This window comes from Campylobacter sp. CNRCH_2015_1657 (assembly GCF_025772685.1).
Lineage (GTDB): Bacteria > Campylobacterota > Campylobacteria > Campylobacterales > Campylobacteraceae > Campylobacter_D > Campylobacter_D lari_D.
Map to the genome: position 1 here is coordinate 1 of NZ_JAKMSO010000009.1, position 18,019 is coordinate 18,019.

Genomic DNA, 18,019 nt, shown 5'->3' on the forward strand with positions numbered 1-18,019 from the left:
TGATAACACTTAAGGCAACCATGATACTTACAACAATTGTTTGTATTGTTGCTGTTTTGAAAATAGGCTCATTTATAACATCAGCACTTTCGGTGCTACAAACAAGGTAAGAAGATATTTTAGCACATATACCTAGCCTTTCTTTTCCTTTTAATCCATATTCAAAGAAAGAATAATCACCATTTTGTTTGTGTGCATTTAATACCGGTCCATGATCTACCGATGGATCTAATAACTGTTTGTTTTTAGCAACAAATATCTTTCCATTTTCATCAAATAAAAAGCTATTACCAGGCATATTTTCAAAATTTTCTTGAAGCTCTTTTACTGGAATATCAACCCCAATAATTCCTACAAAATTACCATTTTTATATATAGATTTAGTATATGTTATTACATATTGATTTGTTGCTTTATCAATATAAGGAGAAGTGATGAAAATATCTTTATTTTCTTTGGCTCCAATATACCATGGTCTAGTTCTAGCATCATAGTTGATATTTTGTCCATAAATTTCGATATTTTTATTATTTTTATCACTAGTATCATTACTTACAAGATTTTCTCCATTATCTAAACTTATAAAAGCAGATAAAACTCCAGAAGCTTTTCTATATGATTTTAAAATAGAGCCAACATTATCTATCAAAGCTTGTTCGGAATTTAATTTTTCATATGGAAATTCCAAAATTGTTTTTTCCAAATTTAAAATTAAATCACTATTGTGCTTTCGAAATGTTTCTAAAGAAGTTCGAGCAACTTGTAAAATATCATTTTGCCTTTTTAGCTCATTATCATAAAGGTATGTTTTGGTAAAGTAAAAACTTAACACACCTAAAATAATCAAACTTAGTGCAGTGAAAAAATTTGCCATTAAAGACAATTTAACTTTCAAAGTGTTAAACATAATTTCCTCCGTATTTTATTTTTGTAATTTTAATTTTTAAAAATTAATTATCAATTAATATTTTTTTTAATTAATTTTTTTGCTTTTTCCCACAATCTCACTCCCAATTCTTTTGCATTGTTTTTATCTAAATTTTTATATTTATGGCTTGCGAGTTTTTCGAGTTCATTTAACTCTTTAGCTAAGATATTGAGTTTGCTTTGTGCTAGCTTGCTAAAATCATCAATTTTTGGATTTTGTTTAATTTCATTAATTTTGATAAGAATTTGTTCTCTGTTTTCTTGTATTAAGCGTTTAAATTTGGCAAATAAAGTGTCAAATTTATTTTCTAATAAATCTTTAAGTATATCTTTTACGGGATTATTAAATTCTAATGATATTTTTTTAAGCATTTGGATAAATTCTTGCTCTATGTCTATAAGTTCTTTTTCTTTATTTTTTAAATCATGTTCTAAAGCACTATATGCAAAGCTTGATTTAAATTTTTCAATCGCCAAAGAAATTCCTTCTTGTGTCCCATAAATACTTCCTATGCATAAATCATAAGCAAAAGCCTTTGATTCGTTAGCAAGTTCAAAAGCAGCATTTAAAACTACTTGGGATATTTTTAAAATTCTTTCTTTTTCAAAGCTTCCTTCACAAATTGCATTAAATACAAGGTTTTTAGCGATTTCACAAGATGTAAGTTCTATGTTTTCACCTTTTTCTAAAGTTGTGATAAAAGCACTCTCGGCAGTTTCTTTTAAAAGGCCTAGTATTTCTATATCATAAAGCATTGCATCATTGATACTTATATTAAATTCATTTAAATTTAAATCTTTTAAAGTCTTTTCTAAATCAAAAAAGTTATCGCAAATTTTGTGTTTAATGGTGTTTTTTTGTTCTTCTATTTTTACTTTTAATTTGCCATATTCGTTAATATAAACAAAAAATGCTTTTTTATCTTCTTCAACTCTAGCTTTAATAATACCTTGGATTATTTTGGAAATATTTTCTTCATTTATAAGTCCAAGTTTTTCTAATACTTTAGAAAAGATAGCAAAAAGCTCTTCATTACTAGTATTTTCAAAACTAATTTTTTTATAACTTAGATTAAAAACAAGCTCACTAATTAAGTTTGGAATTTCATTTTTTTCACAAGCTAAGAGAGAATTTTCAAAAATTATGGCTAAATTTTTCATATTTTTCCTTTTTTATAATACAAATTTCGCTTTACTTTTTAATTGATTAAAAATATTTAAACGATCATCTTTACTATCGACATAAACACTTAAAAGATAACTTTTATATGTTCCTTGTTTGCTAGTATTTGAGATTTTATATTTAAATTCTCTTTCATTGAGTATTTGGGTGAAAATTTCTAAAGCATCAACTTCAGCTTCAAAAACGACTTTATAATCCCAAAAAGTAGGGTAGTTTATAATAGGTTCTTTTTTAAGATCGCAGATATTTACCACTTTTTCCTCCTTCTTTGCTTTCTAAAACTATATCAGTAATTTGCATACTTTTATCAATAGCTTTAACCATATCATAAATAGTTAAAAGCCCAATGCTAACAGCTGTTAAGCTTTCCATTTCAACCCCTGTTTTTCCTTCGCATTTTACGGTTACAAAGAGTTGAAAAGAACATTCTTCTTTGTTTTCTTCTATATGGGTTTGTACTTTTGAGATCATTAAAGGATGACACATTGGGATAAGATTTGAAGTTTGTTTAGCTCCCATGATGGCTGCTGTGATGGCAGTTTGCAAAACAGGCCCTTTTTTAGCTTTGTTTTCAATGATAGCTTCAAATGCTTCTTTACTCATGTATATTTTACCGCTTGCACAAGCTTCTCTTTGGGTAATATCTTTTTGACTTACATCTACCATTTTGGGGTGATTTTTTTCATCTAAATGCGTTAAATTCATATTTTTCCTTAAGTAAAGTTTGAAAAATTATACCAAAATGTATATTTTTATATTAAAATACTACTAAAAAATTTTAAAGGATTTGCAATGGCTTATGATGATGCAGAATTTGAAAATTATGATGATGAAATGTATGATGAAGCAGATGATGATACTTATGCAAATAATCAAAGATCATATAATTATGATGATGATGATTATGAATACGATGATGATTATAGTGATGATGATACTTATGAGATGGATTAATCGTGGGTAAAAATCTTACTAAAAAAGACATAAAAGTTTTGAGTCTTTCTTCTTTGGGAGGGACTTTAGAATTTTACGATTTTATCATTTTTGTATTTTTTGCAAGTTATATTTCTAAAAATTTTTTTCCTGAAGATTTAAGTCCATTTTGGAAAATGTTTAATACTTATGGAATTTTTGCCGCAGGATATTTAGCTAGACCACTTGGTGGTATAATCATGGCACATTTTGGCGATAAATTTGGTCGTAAAAAAATGTTTATGCTTAGTATTTTACTGATGGTTGTGCCAACTTTTATGCTTGCTTTTATACCTACTTATGAAAGCATAGGATATTTATGTATAGTATTTTTAATATTTGTAAGGATTTGTCAAGGTATAGCTATAGGTGGGGAATTACCTGGTGCTTGGGTTTTTGTTTTTGAGCATGCTCCAAATGGACAAAAACGCACTTATCTTGGATTTTTAACAGCTTCTGTAGTAGGTGGAATTTTGCTTGGAAGTTTTGTATTTTTAATGATGAATAAGCTTTTTACACAAGAAGAACTTTATGAATGGGCCTGGAGAATTCCATTTTTCTTAGGAGGAATTTTTGGGATTGTTTCTGCTTATTTGCGTAAATTTTTACAAGAAACACCTGTTTTTGAACAAATGAAAAAAGATAAGGCTTTAGAAAAATTCCCTTTAAAAGAAGTATTTAGAAAAGCTAAGCTGGGCGTTGTACTTTCTATGTTGATAACTTGGGTTTTGACGGCTTGTATTGTTGTGATGATTTTAACTATACCTTCTTTTATGGCAAAAATGTTAAATATTGATGCAAGCGTTCAAACTTACATACAAATGCTTGGTATAGTTTTGCTTGTAATTGGTTGTATATTAAGTGGAATTTTGGCTGATAAAATAGGTATAGTAAAAGCTTGTATGATTTTTTCGCTAGGATTTTTCTTAACTTGTTTATTTTATTTTAACGCTCTTTATACTAAAACACCTGATTTTAATTTAGTGAGTGTGTGCTATTTAAGCGCTTGCTTTTTTACTGGAGTGATGAATTTTTGTCCTTTGATGATGAGTGAGGTATTTGATGCTAAGGTTAAATTTTCAGGGCTTAGTTTTTCTTATAATATAGCTTATGCAATAGCTGGTGGGTTTACTCCGCAACTCGCTTTATTTTTACACACTATTGCTTTGGGAAATTTAGAAAATATTGCTCGTTTTTCTTTAGGATTTTATATGTTTACTATGGCTATAATTTCGCTTGTTTGTGCTTTGATATTTAAATATCTTAGTAATACCCAACGCACATACTCTCAGTGATTTTAATGCGTTTTTCCAAAGGAGTAGGACTGAAAAAATGGCATTTTTCGATATAAATATTATAACTATAATCTAAATTTAAAAAATCGTAAAATGCCTTTAAATTTACAAATTTAACCCCACAAACTTCTTTTATATCTAAGATTTTATAAATTTGAGAATTGTTTTTTTCTACCAAATGTGATGGAGCTAAAGTAGTAAATGAGCAAAAGGCACTTGCTAATACAAAGCCACTTAGATTTTCACATTTTTGTATAAGATGTTGGTGTTTTTGTAAAATACTTTTTTTATGTAAAAATACCACTCTTGTGCCTTGATAGCGTGCTGCCTGAACATTTTTCCAAAATTTATAAGCATTTTTAGAAATATTTGCTAATTGGTGTAATTGTATATTTAAAATATAATTATCCAAGAATTGATTGGGTGGTAAAATAGTATAAGTCATATTTTTTCTTTAAATTTGTTTTTATGATTATACTAAAAATTGACTTTTGTTTATATTTTTAATTTCTAAATTTAATACAATAAGCCAAAATTATTTTTTAAGGAAAAGTATGAAATTTGAAACTATTAATCATGATGGTATAAAAAAACTTATGGATGTTTTTTATGCAAAAGTTAGAATAGACAAGGATTTAGGGCCTATTTTTAATGAAAAAATTGGTATAGATGATGAGAGTTGGAAAAAACACAAAGAAAAAATAGCAAGTTTTTGGGCAGGGATGTTTTTAGGTGATCCAAGTTATAGCGGTTCTCCTTTGAGAGCTCATCATGAACTACCTTCATTTCCAAGAGAATTTTTTGATGTTTGGCTTAATCTGTTTGATGAGAGTTTGCAAGAAGTTTTTGAAGATGAACCAAGAAGTATTATTATAGAAAGAGCTAAAATGATAGCTCAAAGATTTCAAATGATTATTTATGATCACAGATTTCTTAAGAGTTTTTAAAAACTCTTAGCGATAGTTAAAGGTATGTAAATTTTCACCTTGAGAGTATTTATAACTATATTTTCCATCAAGATAAATTACCAAACGATAATATCCTTTATGTGATCCAAATACAACTTTTCTAACATGAGCAGTATTAACTTGTAAAGTTTTTGTGTTGAAATTTTGCTTTTTAGCAAAATCTATAATGATTTTAGTTGGATCTCCTATAGATAAATGTCTTAGCATTCTATCTTCGGTTTTGATATTAATCTTATTGTTATAAAAGCTAATAGAAATAAAATTATAAATATTTCCACTAAAAATTGGTGTTTCAATATTTAAAGTGGTATTGTTTTCTTCTGTTTTAGTGTTTTTTACCCCTTGTTCTTGTGGTACAGTAACAGAAACATCAAGTATAGGTGTGGCATTTGGACTTTTGGCTTTTATAAATGAGTAAGTGTCATGCCAATTGATACTTTTGTATATATCTAGAGTAGTTTGCTCTTCAGAGCCATCAAGGTTAATGTAGGTAATGGTAATATTTTTTAAAATTCTTGCATCAGAATTAAAAGTAAAATCCTGTCTTTGAAAAGGACTAAGTTTTACAAACTCGGTGTTTTGTTGTTCTGAGTTATTGTCAAAAGGATTATCTTTTGCATTTAAAAATACACAGGATAATAAAAATAGTAAAAAAAATTTAATTCTCATGCGAATTTTCTCCTTTAAGTCTTAAAAGCTGTAAGTATTCTTTTTGAGCTTGGGCATTTTTAGCTTTTAAGGTTACTATGTTTTTCTCTAAAATTTTTTGCTCCTCTTTAAGCGATAATAAAACATCTAAAGAGGATTTGCCAAAAAACATATTACCAAAATACATAGCAACAATAATAGCTACAAATGATAATGCAATAGTTTTTATTAGATGATGACGAGCCTCCTTCTTTTTAGAATGCTCATCATACTCTTTTAATAAATCACTCAGAGTTTATCTCCTAAATACTCATCATTATCAAGTTCGATTTCTAACAAACGATTATATTTAGCTGTTCTTTCACCTCTTGCTAGAGCTCCTGTTTTGATTTGTCCTGTATTAAGCGCTACTGCAAAATCAGCTATAAAAGCATCTTCGCTTTCCCCGCTTCTATGACTCATAATACATCTGTAATTATTTCTATGAGCTAGTCTTACTGTTCTCATAGTTTGAGTGATTGTACCGATTTGATTAGGCTTGATTAATACAGCATTTGCCATATTTTTCATGATACCTTCTCTTAAAATATCTTCATTAGTTACAAACAAATCATCACCCACAAGTTGAATTTTATTGCCAAGCTTTTGAGTGAGTTTAATCCAACCTTCATAATCATCTTCAGCCAAACCATCTTCAATACTAAAAATAGGATATTTAGCACATAATTCTTCATAGCGAGCAATCAAGTCTTCACTTGAGAAAACTTTACCCTCTAAATGGTATTTACCATCTTTATAAAGCTCACTACTTGCTACATCTAGTGCTAGTTTGATTTTATTTTCATAGCCTGCTTTTTTAATACAAGTCATTAAAAGATCAAGTGGTTCAGTGTTGTTTGCTAAATTTGGTGCAAAACCGCCCTCATCGCCTAAGGCAGTAGAGTGACCTAGATTAGCTAATTCTTTTTTCAATACTGCATAAATTTCACAAACTGATCTTAGCCCTTCTTTAAAGCTTGAAAAACCAAAAGGCATAATCATAAATTCTTGAAAATCTACACTATTGTTTGCGTGCGCACCGCCATTGATGATATTGCACATTGGCACAGGTAATACACTTGCATTTGCTCCACCTAAGTAACGATATAAAGGTACGCCTAGTGCATTAGCAGCAGCGCGCGCTGTTGCCATAGAAATTCCTAAAGTTGCATTTGCTCCTAGGTTGGAATAATTTTTTGTCCCATCAAGTTCTAAAAGAGTATTATCTAGCTGAGTTTGATTAAACGCATCAAGCCCTATAATGTTTTCAGCTATGGTGCCATTGATGTTTTCAATAGCTTTTAAAACACCTTTTCCGCCAAATCTCTCATCATTGTCTCTTAATTCTAAAGCTTCTTTTTTTCCTGTGCTTGCACCACTTGGAACGATAGCACTACCCACGCTGCCATCGCTTAGCATGATTTCAGCTTTAATGGTAGGATTGCCTCTACTATCTAAAACTTCAAAAGCTCTTAAATCTTCAATAATCAACATTATTCTTCTCCTTCATCGTCTTCTTTTGCGCCCAAAATCATACTATCTATACCGATTGAGTTTTGTATAGCTTGAGTAATTTCATCTGCAATAGCTGGATTTTCTTTTAAAAAGGCTTTAGCATTTTCTCTACCTTGACCAAGTTTAGAAGCCTTGTAAGAAAACCATGCACCACTTTTATCAATAATATCAAGTTTTACACCATAATCTATTAGCTCGCCTTCATGACTTACACCCTCGCCAAACATCACATCAAATTCAGCTTGTTTAAAAGGAGGGGCTACTTTGTTTTTAGCCACTTTTACTTTAACGCGGTTTCCAATAGGCTCATCATTTTGTTTTAAGGTGGCTGTTTTTCTTACATCTAAACGCACTGAAGCATAAAATTTTAAAGCATTTCCGCCAGTAGTTGTTTCAGGAGTGCCATAGCCCATCATGCCTATTTTCATACGAATTTGATTGATGAAAATTACAGTAGTGTTCATTTTATGAACGATACCAGTTAATTTTCTTAAAGCTTGGCTCATTAATCTTGCTTGAAGACCTACATGTTGATCCCCCATATCACCTTCAATTTCTGCTTTTGGGGTAAGTGCAGCAACGCTATCTACCACTATTAGATCAATGGCTCCACTTCTTGCTATAGTTTCAACGATTTCTAAGGCTTGTTCTCCAAAATCTGGTTGAGAGATGTAAAGATTTTCTGTATCAACGCCTAAATTTTTTGCATATCTTACATCAAGAGCGTGTTCAGCATCAATAAACGCACAAACTCCACCTTTTTTTTGACATTCTGCTATGATGTGTAAGGTAAGTGTAGTTTTACCTGAACTTTCAGGTCCATAAATTTCTATAATTCTTCCTTTTGGAACCCCGCCAATTCCTAAAGCTAAATCAAGTCCAACAGAACCTGTAGGAATAGAATCAATTTTTTCAACTTCTTTATCGCCAAGTCTTAATATGGTGCCTTTTCCAAAGGTTTTATCAAGACTTTTTAAGGCTGCATCAAGTGATTTTCTTTTATTATCATCCATGCTTGTTAATCCTTTTATAATATGTTTAAAATTGTATCAAAAAGAAATTTAATATAAGTTTTTATTTTGAATTTTGCTAAAATACTTTTTTAGATTTTTAAGGAAAAAAATGAATAAAAAAATTAGCGTAGCACACTCTCCTGATGCTGATGATATTTTTATGTATATGGCGATTAAATTTGGTTGGGTTGGAAATGCTTATGAGTATGAAAATACAGCCTTGGATATACAAACTTTAAATGAACTTGCATTGGAAAATATATACGATGTTAGTGCGATATCTTTTGCACTCTATCCTTTAATAGCTAGTGAATATGCTTTATTAAAAACTGCTGTGAGTTTTGGTGAGGGTTATGGGCCAAAGCTTATTAAGAAAAAGAATAAAAAATTAAAGCTAAATTTTAAAGTTGCTTTAAGTGGAGCACACACTACCAATGCTTTAATCTTTCGCATAAAATATCCACAAGCTAGAATAATTTATAAGAATTTTTTAGAGATTGAAAAGGCTGTTTTAGAAGATGAAGTTGATGCGGGAGTGCTTATACATGAGAGCATTTTAGAATTTGATTCTAGTTTGTGTGTTGAGGCTGAACTTTGGGATATTTGGCAAGAATTAGCAAAAAATGATTTACCTTTACCTTTAGGTGGTATGGCCCTTAGAAGATCTTTACCGCTTAGTGATGCAATAGCGGTTGAAAAAGATTTGATTAAAGCAGTAGAAGTGGCCGATCATAATAGAAAAATCTTAGCCTCCATGCTTTTAGAGCGTAATTTAATACGCGTTGATGCCCAAAAACTTGATGTGTATTTAAATTTATATGCAAATAAAAACTCTATTAATATGAATGATAAACAATACAATGCCATAGATAAGCTTTTTGAGCTTGGATATAATCATGGATTTTATGAGAAGTTAATAAAAAGTAAAGATTATCTTATCCCTAGTGAGTATGAAGAATTTAGAAATTCTTGATAGAATTTAAATTTTTAAGGAGAAAATATGGAAAGTACTTTAGTAGCCTTGGGTGTACAAACTTTTAAAATCACACTTATGCTTTCTTTACCTATGCTTTTAGCAGGGCTTATTGCAGGGCTTATTATAAGTATTTTTCAAGCTGTAACGCAAATTAACGAAGCCACGCTTTCTTTTGTGCCAAAAATTTTACTTGTTGTTGTGGTAATAGTATTTTTAATGCCTTGGATGATAAGTTCTATGATTGATTTTACAACTAATATTTTAAATCAAATTCCAAGCTTTATTAGATGATTATTGATTTTTCTAAGTATTCTTCTGTGCGTATAGGTGAGATCTTTGAAGTGCAAATACTTGAAGAGCCTTGCGAATTTGATGGTTTTTTAGTAGGCGGGGCAAATAATCTTTTAATCTCTCCAAAACCCAAAAAACTTGGAATTTTAGGGAAAAGTTTTGATTATATTAAAATTTTAGAGCAAAATGAAAAAGGCATGTTTTTAGAGATAGGCTCTAGCGTGAAATCTTTTAAAATATATCATTTTGCTAAAGAAAATAACTTAAAAGGCTTTGAGTTTTTAAGAAATATCCCAGGGACTTTGGGCGGTATTTTAAAAATGAATGCAGGATTAAAAGATGAGGATATTAGCAAAAATTTAATTAGTATTTGCACTTTTAATCAAGAAATTTTAAAACAAAATATTGCTTTTGCTTATAGGTTTAATCCTATTAAAGAAGTGATGTTTAGCGCGAAGTTTTTTTTAGAATATGGATTTGACCCAGTTAAAGATGAGCTTTTAAAAAATGCAAGAAAAAATCAACCCAAAGGTGCTAGCTTTGGCTCTATTTTTAAAAATCCCAAAAACGATCATGCAGGAAGGTTGATAGAAGCAGTTAATCTTAAAGGTTTTAGCAAAAATGATGCGATGTTTAGCAATGAACATGCAAATTTTTTAATCAATAAAAAACATGCTAGTTTTGATGATGCTTTATTTTTGATAGAGCTTGCTAAAAAAAGAGTTTTTGAAGAATTTGGGATTGTTTTAGAAGAAGAAGTGGTAATTATATAGTATTTTTAATATCTTCATAAACAATTGTAGCTATTTCTTGAACTAATTCTTGATAAGATTTATTTTTATCATTTGTGCTAAATTGAGTATTGATAGTAAGGATTTTATGATCTTTTAGTTTTTTTGTTTTGGCATTAAAAAGTTTGTATTCTATGTTGGCTTTGACTTCAAAATTTGAAAAAAGCAAGAAATTTTGTTGGCTTGCTTGAATACTTTTTAAATCTAGCAAAATAATAAAATCAGCCTTTTTGAAACGATTAAATTCTAAAAACTCACTTGCATTGATGAAATTTTTATTTATTTGTAAGATATTTTGACTATTGATATAAGTTTGATTTTCTTTTTGACTAAGTAAGGCAAAATTATTTTGTTCATTTAAAATAGCACTTAATGCTTTTAGTGTGTCTTTTGCCATGGTTTTAGCATCGATTTTTAAATTTGAAAAATAAAAATTATATTCTTTTTCATAGCTTGGCACTAAAGCTAAGGTGCTAATGTGTGAGAGTTTATCATAATTTATATCTTGATCAAGATTGATGATATTAAAATTATCATTATTTTGTAATTTGATGATTTTTTTATTTGCAAAAGAATTAGCATAAATAGCACTTAAAAAACACAAAAACACCAAAAAAAATCTCACTAAAAACCTTTTAATTTAAATTCATTCTTAGCAAAAGCTATAAAACTTGGAAGTTTAAAATCAGGACTATTGTAGTTTAAGGCCTTTTTATCAAAATCGTATAAAATTCCACCATTTTGTTTGACTAAAAAATCTCCCGCAGCTATATCCCAAGCTTTTGGGCCGCCAAAACGCGGGTAAATTCCAGCTTTTGCTTCAAGTAAATATACAAACTTTAAAGCAGATGAAACCTTAATGCCTTCAAGATGATTTTGAATAAAAAAATCTTCATTATTATCATGATTTTTAGAGTAAAGGGCTATATTTTTAACCTTTTCGTATTGCTCTAGACTAAGATTTAAAATTTCATTATTTTTATAAACTTTAGTATGGGTATGTGCATAATAAAATGCATTATTTTCCACATCGCCTATAAGCGAAAGCACAGGAGTGTTTTTATGGATTAATGCGATTAAAACACAATATTCTTTATCTTTTTTAGCATAAGATTTAGTGCCATCAAGAGGATCTATTAGCCAAAAATACTCTAAATTTTTTCTTTCTTCATAAGAAAGTATATTTTCTTCAGAGCATATAGCTATATCGCTTGAAGCTAAAATTTCACTAATAGCTTCATTAGATTTTATATCAGCTAAACCTACTGGGGAATCATCATCTTTAAGCCATAAGGTATTTTTGTCTTTATATTCAAGCAATACCTTAGAGGCTTCCTTGCCTGCTTTTAAGGCTAATTCTAAAAGTGTGTCTAAATTTTTCATAAGAAAATTATAGCGAGTGAAAATAAATACTTAGTAGAGTTATTTTCTACTAAGATTATTGATAAATTTTATTAAGCTAATAGCTAAAATTGCTTCAAGTAAAGCAGTAAGCACTAATCCTGAGTATATATCTTGAGTGATAATATTAGTTTGATAAGAAAGCGTAGCTACTGCGATAAGTAAGGTTAGTGGCATAGAATGGCTTAAGCCAAATAAAAAGGTATTTTTTAAACCAAGTATTTTTACAAAAGTCATAGCACAAAGTATTCTTAGTCCTATCATAAAGATAGTTAGTGAAAAAGCTATGATTAAAACTTGAGGGTTTAAAAGCATTTGGAGTTTAAAGCTTGAACCTATATAAATGAAAAATATAGGGATTAAAAAGCCATAACCAAAACTAGAAAGTTTATGCTCTAAGTCTTTTTTATGATCAAAAAAAGTAGCTATAAATGAACCCGCTATAAAAGCTCCAAGTGCAACTTCAAGTTTAAAATAAATCATAATCGCAACTATGGCTATGAAAATTGCCATGCAAAATCTTATATCTTTTTCATTTTGATCTTGCCAAGGCATGAGTATGGTTTTAAGTTGTGGATACCACCAAAAAAGCACTTCTAAAAATTTAAATCCAAAAATACAAAGTGCTAAAAATCCCACTAGGTATAATAAATTTTGAGTGAGTGAGAAAAGATCAGCACCTTTTCCCAAAAATGCCGCAGCTATGGTAAGCAAAACTATGCTCACAACTTCAGCTAAAGTGGCTACCACCATGGATACATTTAGCCACTCACAGTTTTTACCAAAATCTCTATAAAGTGTTGAGAGTAAACCCACACTCATAACAGGTATGATAATGACAAAAATATAAGAAATATCTATACTTTCAACCGCTAAAACACTAAAAACATATAAAAGTATGATGTAAATAAAAGCTTTATTAAGTAAGCTTCTTTCGGTTTTTAAAAAGGTTTTAAGATTGATTTCCATCCCTGCTATAAACATAAGATAGTAAAATCCTGCATTAGCTAAAAGCTTAAAATTTTCACTTTCTCCTATAAAACCTAAAAATCCTATAAAAGAGCCAAGCATAATTTCAGTGGCTGAAAGTGGGAGTTTTAAAAATTTAGCAATATAAGGTGATGTAAGCAAACATCCTGCTACGACTAATAAAATTTTTAAATCCGTAGCAGCTTGAGCATCAATGGCATGAGCTAGCAAAGCTAAATCCCATTTGTTTTAGTTTTTGTATATCTTTGCTAGGTTCTTCGCCTTTAGTTGTAAGATAATCACCTACTACTATAGCACTAGCTCCTGCGTCAAAAATTTCATATTGTCTTTCTTTTAGCACTACTTCTCTACCACCTGCTACCATGATATGTGCATTTGGTAAATCTTTTTTAGTGTCTTTGATGATATTTAACGCCTCATCAGCATTTAATAAGTTTTGCTTGAGTTTTAAATTTTCATTTGGTATGAAAAAATTAATAGGCGAGGAAAAAGGATCAAGCTCTTTTAAACTTGTTCTAAAACTTTTTCTATCGGCTTCACTTTCTCCAAGACCATAAATTCCGCCACAGCAAAGCATTAAACCTGCTTCTTTGGCATAAAGATTAGTTTGAAATCTTTGCTCCCAAGTATGCGTAGAGCATATGTTTGGAAAAAATTCTTTAGAAGTTTCTAGATTATGATTATAAGAAAAAATTCCTGCTTTTTTTAATTCTTTGAGTTGTTCTAAATTTGCTATGCCATTGCAAGCTATGAGTAAAAGTCCTTCTACTTCTTTTTGCACTGCATGAGCTACTTTGCACACATACTCAAGTTTTTCATCATCAAGTCCAGCGCCTGCTGTAACTAAACAAAAACCTAAAGCCTCATTTTTCTTAGCCATTTTAGCTTCTAAAACAATTTGATCTATATCTTTTCTTTTGTATTTGTTGATATTAGTTTTTACATGAGCGCTTTGAGTGCAGTATTTACAATCTTCCCCGCACCCTCCACTTGCTATATTAGATATAGCACAAAGCATAATTTGCATTAAATTTCCTTTTTGATTTTGCATTTTAAGCACTCTAAAAATGTGCCTTTTTTAAGCTCTTTGATAATCAAAGTTTCGCCACATTTGCTACATTTTTCTTCACTTGGTTTGTATTTGCTTATATAGTTGCATTTTGGATAAGCACTACATCCATAAAATTTACCACGCTTAGAAAAACGCTCCACGATCTCACCTTCTTGACAGCTTGGGCATTTCACGCCTATGGTATTGAGTTTTTTCTCGCTTTTTTCTTCATTTTGTGTTTCTTGTTTTAAATTTCTTGAGTATTTACATTTTGGAAAATTTAAACAAGCTATAAATTCTCCATATCTTCCTTTTCTTATAGCAAGCTCTCCACCACAATCAGGGCAGGTTTCATCTAGCTTTGTGAAAGTTTTTTGGCTTTTTATATTTTTTTTACCTTCATCAATTTTTCTCATAAAAGGAAAATAAAACTCTCTTAAAACTTCTTGCCAGTCCATTTTACCTTCTGCAATGATATCAAGTTTATCTTCCATTTTAGAAGTAAAATCACTATCTACTATATCACTAAAGTTTTGTTCTAAAACCTCTGTTACAACAAAGGCTATTTCATTGGGTATGATTTGCTTTTTATCTATACGCACATATTCTCTTGCACTAAGTAAAGAGATGGTTGGAGCATAAGTTGAAGGGCGTCCTATGCCAAGATTTTCTAACTTTTTAACAAGCCCAGCTTCAGAGTATCTTGAAGGTGGCTCGGTAAAATGTGAGCTTAATTCTATATTTTGTATATTTAGTATATCTTCTAGTTTTAAATTAGGTAAAATTTTATCTTTATCCATATCTCCATATACTTTATAATGCCCATCAAATAAAATTTTTCTACCACTTATTTTAAAACTTGCTTCATTTGATTTTGCATAGACATTTTGAGTTTGAGATATAGCAGGATTCATTTGTGAAGCTAAAAAGCGATTATATATTAAAGTATATAATCTTGCTTCATCTTTTTCTAAAAATTCACTTGCAAGTTTTGGCGTAAAGCTAAGATTAGTCGGTCTTATAGCTTCATGTGCTTCTTGAGCGCCTTTGCTTTTAGTGGTATAAATATTTGCTTTGCTTGGTAAGTATTCTTTGCCAAAATCATTTTTGATGAGTTTTCTTACTTCTTCTAAGGCTTCTTTTGCGATGTTTAAGCTGTCAGTTCTCATATAAGTAATCACACCCATAATACCTTGATGGGTTTTTACACCCTCGTAAAGTTTTTGAGCAATCATCATGGTTTTTTTAGGGTTAAAACCTAGGCGATTGCTCGCGCTTTGTTGCAGGGTTGAAGTCATAAAAGGTGCTTGTGGAGCTATTTTTCTATCTTTACTTTCTATATCTTTTATTTTAAAGTTAGCATTTTTACAAGCTTCAAAGATGAGTTTGGCTCTGTCTTCGTTAGTTAGACTTAGTTTTTCTATCTTTTGATTTTGAAATTCGACTAATTCAGCTTGCAAGTCTTTTTCAAAAATCATATCTATACTAAAGTATTTTAAAGGAGTAAAAGCTTTTATTTCTCTTTCTCTATCGACGATGATTTTTAAAGCCGCACTTTGCACACGCCCTGCACTTAAGCCTTTTTGGATTTTTTGATTTAGTAAAGGACTTAATTTATAGCCTACTATGCGATCAAGTAAGCGTCTAGTTTGTTGAGCATTGACGCTATTTACATTTAAAGATCTTGGGTTTTTTAAAGCATTTTCTATAGCGCTTTTAGTAATCTCATGAAAAACTATGCGTGGCAGGGAATTTTCATCTTTATTAATAGCCTTAGCTATATGATAAGCTATGGCTTCGCCCTCACGATCCTCATCGGTTGCAAGGTAGATGGTTTTAGCTTTTTTAGCCTTTTCTTTGAGTTCTTTTACTAAACTTGAATGATCATTTGAAATTCTATATTCTGGTTTAAAATTTTCATCTTCTATTTTTATACCAAAGCTAGTTTTAGGTAAATCTCTAATGTGGCCTTTAGAAGCTATTACTTCATAGTCTTTACCTAGAAAATTACCTATGGTTTTAGCTTTAGCAGGTGATTCTACTATGATTAAATTTTTCATTATTTTCCTTATAAGGATTAAAATTAGTAAAAGTGTATAAAAAAAAGTTAAATTTTTTGCTTAGATGGATTTTTAAATAAAATGCAATTAATGATATAATTTTCTATAATTAAATTTCATAGGATATAAAATGTTTTTGCAAAAAAACTTACAAGCTTTAGAATTTACCAATAAACCCTTACAAGAAAAAATTCTATCTTTAAAAGAAGAATTTATCGACATCTTTCCAAGTCAAACACCCTTTGTGCCCTCAAAAGATGATTTAATAAAACCTAATATATTTTTTTGCGGTATAGGAGATGGGCTTTTTTTAAAAAAACTTATTAATAAACATATTTTTATTTTTGATAAATCAGAATTTTTTGCTAATGTTTTAAGTAAGATGGATTTAAGTCAAGAGCTTTCAAGCGGAAAAATATATCTTTGTGATGTAGAAGAGAAAAGATTAGAAGAGTATCTTGTTTTGCTTTTTTCGCAAAAAGATTGTTTTGAGTATTTAGGGCTTTTTAAACTTTTACCTTATAGTGAATTTTATAATAATAGTCCTATGTTTGATTTTGTGTATCAAAAGTGCTTAGATGTTATTTATAGGTTAACTCATAGTATAGATAAAAATTTTTCTTTAAATAGTAAGGTACAAAGAAATTTTTTATCTAATTTGCCTTTAGTTTTAAAAAATACTCCTTTTCAAAGATTTATTTATGAAAATAAAGGAAAAAATAAAAGTGTTATTGTGGTGTGCGCAGGTCCTTCTTTAAGCAAGCAACTTAAGCTTTTAAAAACTTGTCAAGATGATTATGTGATATTTGCTTTAGATGCTACTTATAAAACTTTACTTAAGAATGAAATTTATCCTGATTTTGTTTTTTCTATGGATGTGCAAGAAAAATGTAAATGTTTTTATGAAAATTTGCCACAAAGTAAAAAAGAACCCATTTATATTATAAATGCTGCTGTAGATAAAGCTTTAATTCAAATTTTAGAAAATAAAAATCCAAAGATTTTTATTTTAGATAGTTTAGATTATCAACAAAAATTTAATTTAGATGATTTTGGTTATTTAGATATAGGTATCAATGTAGCTCATTTTGCTTATAATTTTGCTATAGCTTTGGGATTTACTAATGTAATCATGATAGGACAAGATTTGGCTTTTAGTGATGATGGTAAAACCCATGTAGATGAAAATGTTTTTAAAGGAGATGTGAGGTTTGCTGAAAATACTAGAACTAAACTTACAACATCATCTTATGGTAAACAAGGTTTTATTCAAACTCATATAGGCTGGGATGAATTTAGAAAAAGATTGGAGGTTTTATTTTTATCTCATCCTAATGTTAAGTTTTATAATGCCACAGAAGGTGGAGCTTTTATAGATTATACCATAGAGATGCCTTTTGAAAAGGTTTTAGCGTTATATAAAGATAAAAAACAAGATTATGTATTTCCAAATGTTTTAAGTATTAATAGGCAAGAAAAATTATTAAAAAAATCTTTGGAAATTTTACAAAAAGATTATTTAGAGTTAAATGCTTTACATCAAAAAGCAAAAGATCTTTTAGTAATTTTGCAAAATCAAAATGCAGTTTTTGATGAGCAAGTATCAGAATCTATTTTTGATTTTAATGATTTATTAGATAATGCAAAAATTTTACAAAGTTTTATGTATAAACCATTATTTTATCATAGGGGCTTTTTTAATGTGAGTTTATATCAAGAGTCTCAAAATGCTTTATCAAGTTATGTAGATTTTTTAAAAATATTTTTAGAAATTGCAGCGTTAAGTTTAGCAAGTATAGAAAATTCTATAAATGAATATAAAAATATCTTAAAAGTATAAATTTTTTTATCATTTTTTCGATATAGCTTAAACAACTGCATGGAAGCGGTTGAATTTAT

General features: G+C 29.4%; 21 protein-coding genes. 7 read left to right on the forward strand and 14 right to left on the reverse strand.

Translation table 11 applies throughout. The features are described from left to right. From L8X27_RS06475 to moaC, 4 genes are all read right to left on the reverse strand, one after another. Positions 1-907 (reverse strand): cache domain-containing protein (locus L8X27_RS06475; RefSeq protein WP_263659934.1); only part of this gene is annotated, 907 nt, incomplete at its 3' end. A gap of 50 nt (positions 908-957) precedes the next feature. After that, positions 958-2,088 carry a hypothetical protein gene (locus L8X27_RS06480; protein ID WP_133319953.1) on the reverse strand — a complete coding sequence of 377 codons (1,131 nt, stop codon included), beginning with the start codon at positions 2,086-2,088 and terminating at the stop codon, positions 958-960. Between the two features lie 12 nt (positions 2,089-2,100). Beyond that, positions 2,101-2,364 carry a DUF493 family protein gene (locus L8X27_RS06485; protein WP_133319952.1) on the reverse strand — a complete coding sequence of 88 codons (264 nt, stop codon included), beginning with the start codon at positions 2,362-2,364 and terminating at the stop codon, positions 2,101-2,103. Next, the gene (gene moaC, locus L8X27_RS06490; protein WP_133319951.1) at positions 2,342-2,815 is read right to left on the reverse strand and encodes a cyclic pyranopterin monophosphate synthase MoaC; all 474 of its coding nucleotides are present in this window, start codon (positions 2,813-2,815) and stop codon (positions 2,342-2,344) included. Before moaC ends, L8X27_RS06485 begins: the two co-directional genes overlap by 23 nt. A gap of 87 nt (positions 2,816-2,902) precedes the next feature. On the opposite strand from moaC, the gene L8X27_RS06495 reads away from it, so the two are divergent. Further along, the gene (locus L8X27_RS06495) at positions 2,903-3,064 is read left to right on the forward strand and encodes a highly acidic protein (protein WP_263671116.1); all 162 of its coding nucleotides are present in this window, start codon (positions 2,903-2,905) and stop codon (positions 3,062-3,064) included. A gap of 2 nt (positions 3,065-3,066) precedes the next feature. Next, positions 3,067-4,377 carry an MFS transporter gene (locus L8X27_RS06500; protein WP_263681159.1) on the forward strand — a complete coding sequence of 437 codons (1,311 nt, stop codon included), beginning with the start codon at positions 3,067-3,069 and terminating at the stop codon, positions 4,375-4,377. Here L8X27_RS06500 and L8X27_RS06505 read toward each other — a convergent pair. Further along, the gene (locus L8X27_RS06505; protein ID WP_263659937.1) at positions 4,346-4,822 is read right to left on the reverse strand and encodes a cysteine permease; all 477 of its coding nucleotides are present in this window, start codon (positions 4,820-4,822) and stop codon (positions 4,346-4,348) included. The two genes, L8X27_RS06500 and L8X27_RS06505, sit on opposite strands and share 32 nt — an antisense overlap. A gap of 109 nt (positions 4,823-4,931) precedes the next feature. On the opposite strand from L8X27_RS06505, the gene L8X27_RS06510 reads away from it, so the two are divergent. Further along, entirely contained in the window at positions 4,932-5,324 is a 393-nt protein-coding gene (locus L8X27_RS06510) for a group III truncated hemoglobin (RefSeq protein ID WP_263671114.1), read from the forward strand. Positions 5,325-5,330: 6 nt separating this feature from the next. On the opposite strand, the gene L8X27_RS06515 is transcribed toward L8X27_RS06510, so the two are convergent. The 4 genes from L8X27_RS06515 to recA form a co-directional block, all read right to left on the reverse strand. Further along, positions 5,331-6,014 carry an AMIN domain-containing protein gene (locus L8X27_RS06515; RefSeq protein ID WP_133319946.1) on the reverse strand — a complete coding sequence of 228 codons (684 nt, stop codon included), beginning with the start codon at positions 6,012-6,014 and terminating at the stop codon, positions 5,331-5,333. After that, positions 6,004-6,180, reverse strand: coding sequence for a hypothetical protein (locus L8X27_RS06520; RefSeq protein WP_263660827.1), 177 nt, complete (start codon positions 6,178-6,180; stop codon positions 6,004-6,006). The genes L8X27_RS06515 and L8X27_RS06520 overlap by 11 nt, the downstream gene beginning before the upstream one ends. 101 nt (positions 6,181-6,281) lie before the next feature. Next, the gene (gene eno / locus L8X27_RS06525; RefSeq protein WP_133319944.1) at positions 6,282-7,526 is read right to left on the reverse strand and encodes a phosphopyruvate hydratase; all 1,245 of its coding nucleotides are present in this window, start codon (positions 7,524-7,526) and stop codon (positions 6,282-6,284) included. Continuing rightward, positions 7,526-8,560, reverse strand: a complete 1,035-nt coding sequence (recA, locus tag L8X27_RS06530; RefSeq protein WP_263671113.1) for a recombinase RecA — start codon at positions 8,558-8,560, stop codon at positions 7,526-7,528. Before recA ends, eno begins: the two co-directional genes overlap by 1 nt. Positions 8,561-8,669: 109 nt before the next feature. Here recA and L8X27_RS06535 point away from each other — a divergent pair, with 109 nt between their 5' ends. From L8X27_RS06535 to L8X27_RS06545, 3 genes are read left to right on the forward strand one after another with little or no spacing between them, the layout of a single operon-like run. Further along, on the forward strand, positions 8,670-9,533 hold the full coding sequence (locus L8X27_RS06535) for a menaquinone biosynthesis family protein (RefSeq protein WP_263661715.1): 864 nt from the start codon (positions 8,670-8,672) through the stop codon (positions 9,531-9,533). A 27-nt stretch (positions 9,534-9,560) separates the two neighbouring features. Further along, positions 9,561-9,827: a flagellar biosynthesis protein FliQ gene (fliQ, locus tag L8X27_RS06540; RefSeq protein ID WP_012660903.1), complete on the forward strand. Its 267-nt coding sequence runs from the start codon at positions 9,561-9,563 to the stop codon at positions 9,825-9,827. After that, positions 9,824-10,600 carry a UDP-N-acetylmuramate dehydrogenase gene (locus tag L8X27_RS06545; RefSeq protein WP_263671112.1) on the forward strand — a complete coding sequence of 259 codons (777 nt, stop codon included), beginning with the start codon at positions 9,824-9,826 and terminating at the stop codon, positions 10,598-10,600. Before fliQ ends, L8X27_RS06545 begins: the two co-directional genes overlap by 4 nt. Here the strand turns inward: L8X27_RS06545 and L8X27_RS06550 are convergent. From L8X27_RS06550 to topA, 5 genes are read right to left on the reverse strand one after another with little or no spacing between them, the layout of a single operon-like run. Next, on the reverse strand, positions 10,593-11,243 hold the full coding sequence (locus L8X27_RS06550) for a hypothetical protein (RefSeq protein ID WP_263671111.1): 651 nt from the start codon (positions 11,241-11,243) through the stop codon (positions 10,593-10,595). The two genes, L8X27_RS06545 and L8X27_RS06550, sit on opposite strands and share 8 nt — an antisense overlap. After that, complete coding sequence (locus L8X27_RS06555; RefSeq protein ID WP_263659943.1) at positions 11,243-12,001, reverse strand: 3'(2'),5'-bisphosphate nucleotidase CysQ; 759 nt, start codon at positions 11,999-12,001, stop codon at positions 11,243-11,245. Before L8X27_RS06555 ends, L8X27_RS06550 begins: the two co-directional genes overlap by 1 nt. 39 nt (positions 12,002-12,040) lie before the next feature. After that, positions 12,041-13,219, reverse strand: coding sequence for a cation:proton antiporter (locus L8X27_RS06560; protein ID WP_133319939.1), 1,179 nt, complete (start codon positions 13,217-13,219; stop codon positions 12,041-12,043). Further along, positions 13,200-14,036, reverse strand: coding sequence for a biotin synthase (locus L8X27_RS06565; RefSeq protein ID WP_263660821.1), 837 nt, complete (start codon positions 14,034-14,036; stop codon positions 13,200-13,202). Before L8X27_RS06565 ends, L8X27_RS06560 begins: the two co-directional genes overlap by 20 nt. Then, entirely contained in the window at positions 14,036-16,120 is a 2,085-nt protein-coding gene (gene topA, locus L8X27_RS06570; protein ID WP_412175088.1) for a type I DNA topoisomerase, read from the reverse strand. Before topA ends, L8X27_RS06565 begins: the two co-directional genes overlap by 1 nt. A gap of 130 nt (positions 16,121-16,250) precedes the next feature. Here topA and L8X27_RS06575 point away from each other — a divergent pair, with 130 nt between their 5' ends. Next, positions 16,251-17,960, forward strand: a complete 1,710-nt coding sequence (locus L8X27_RS06575; protein ID WP_263671110.1) for a motility associated factor glycosyltransferase family protein — start codon at positions 16,251-16,253, stop codon at positions 17,958-17,960. Positions 17,961-18,019: the final 59 nt, after the last annotated feature.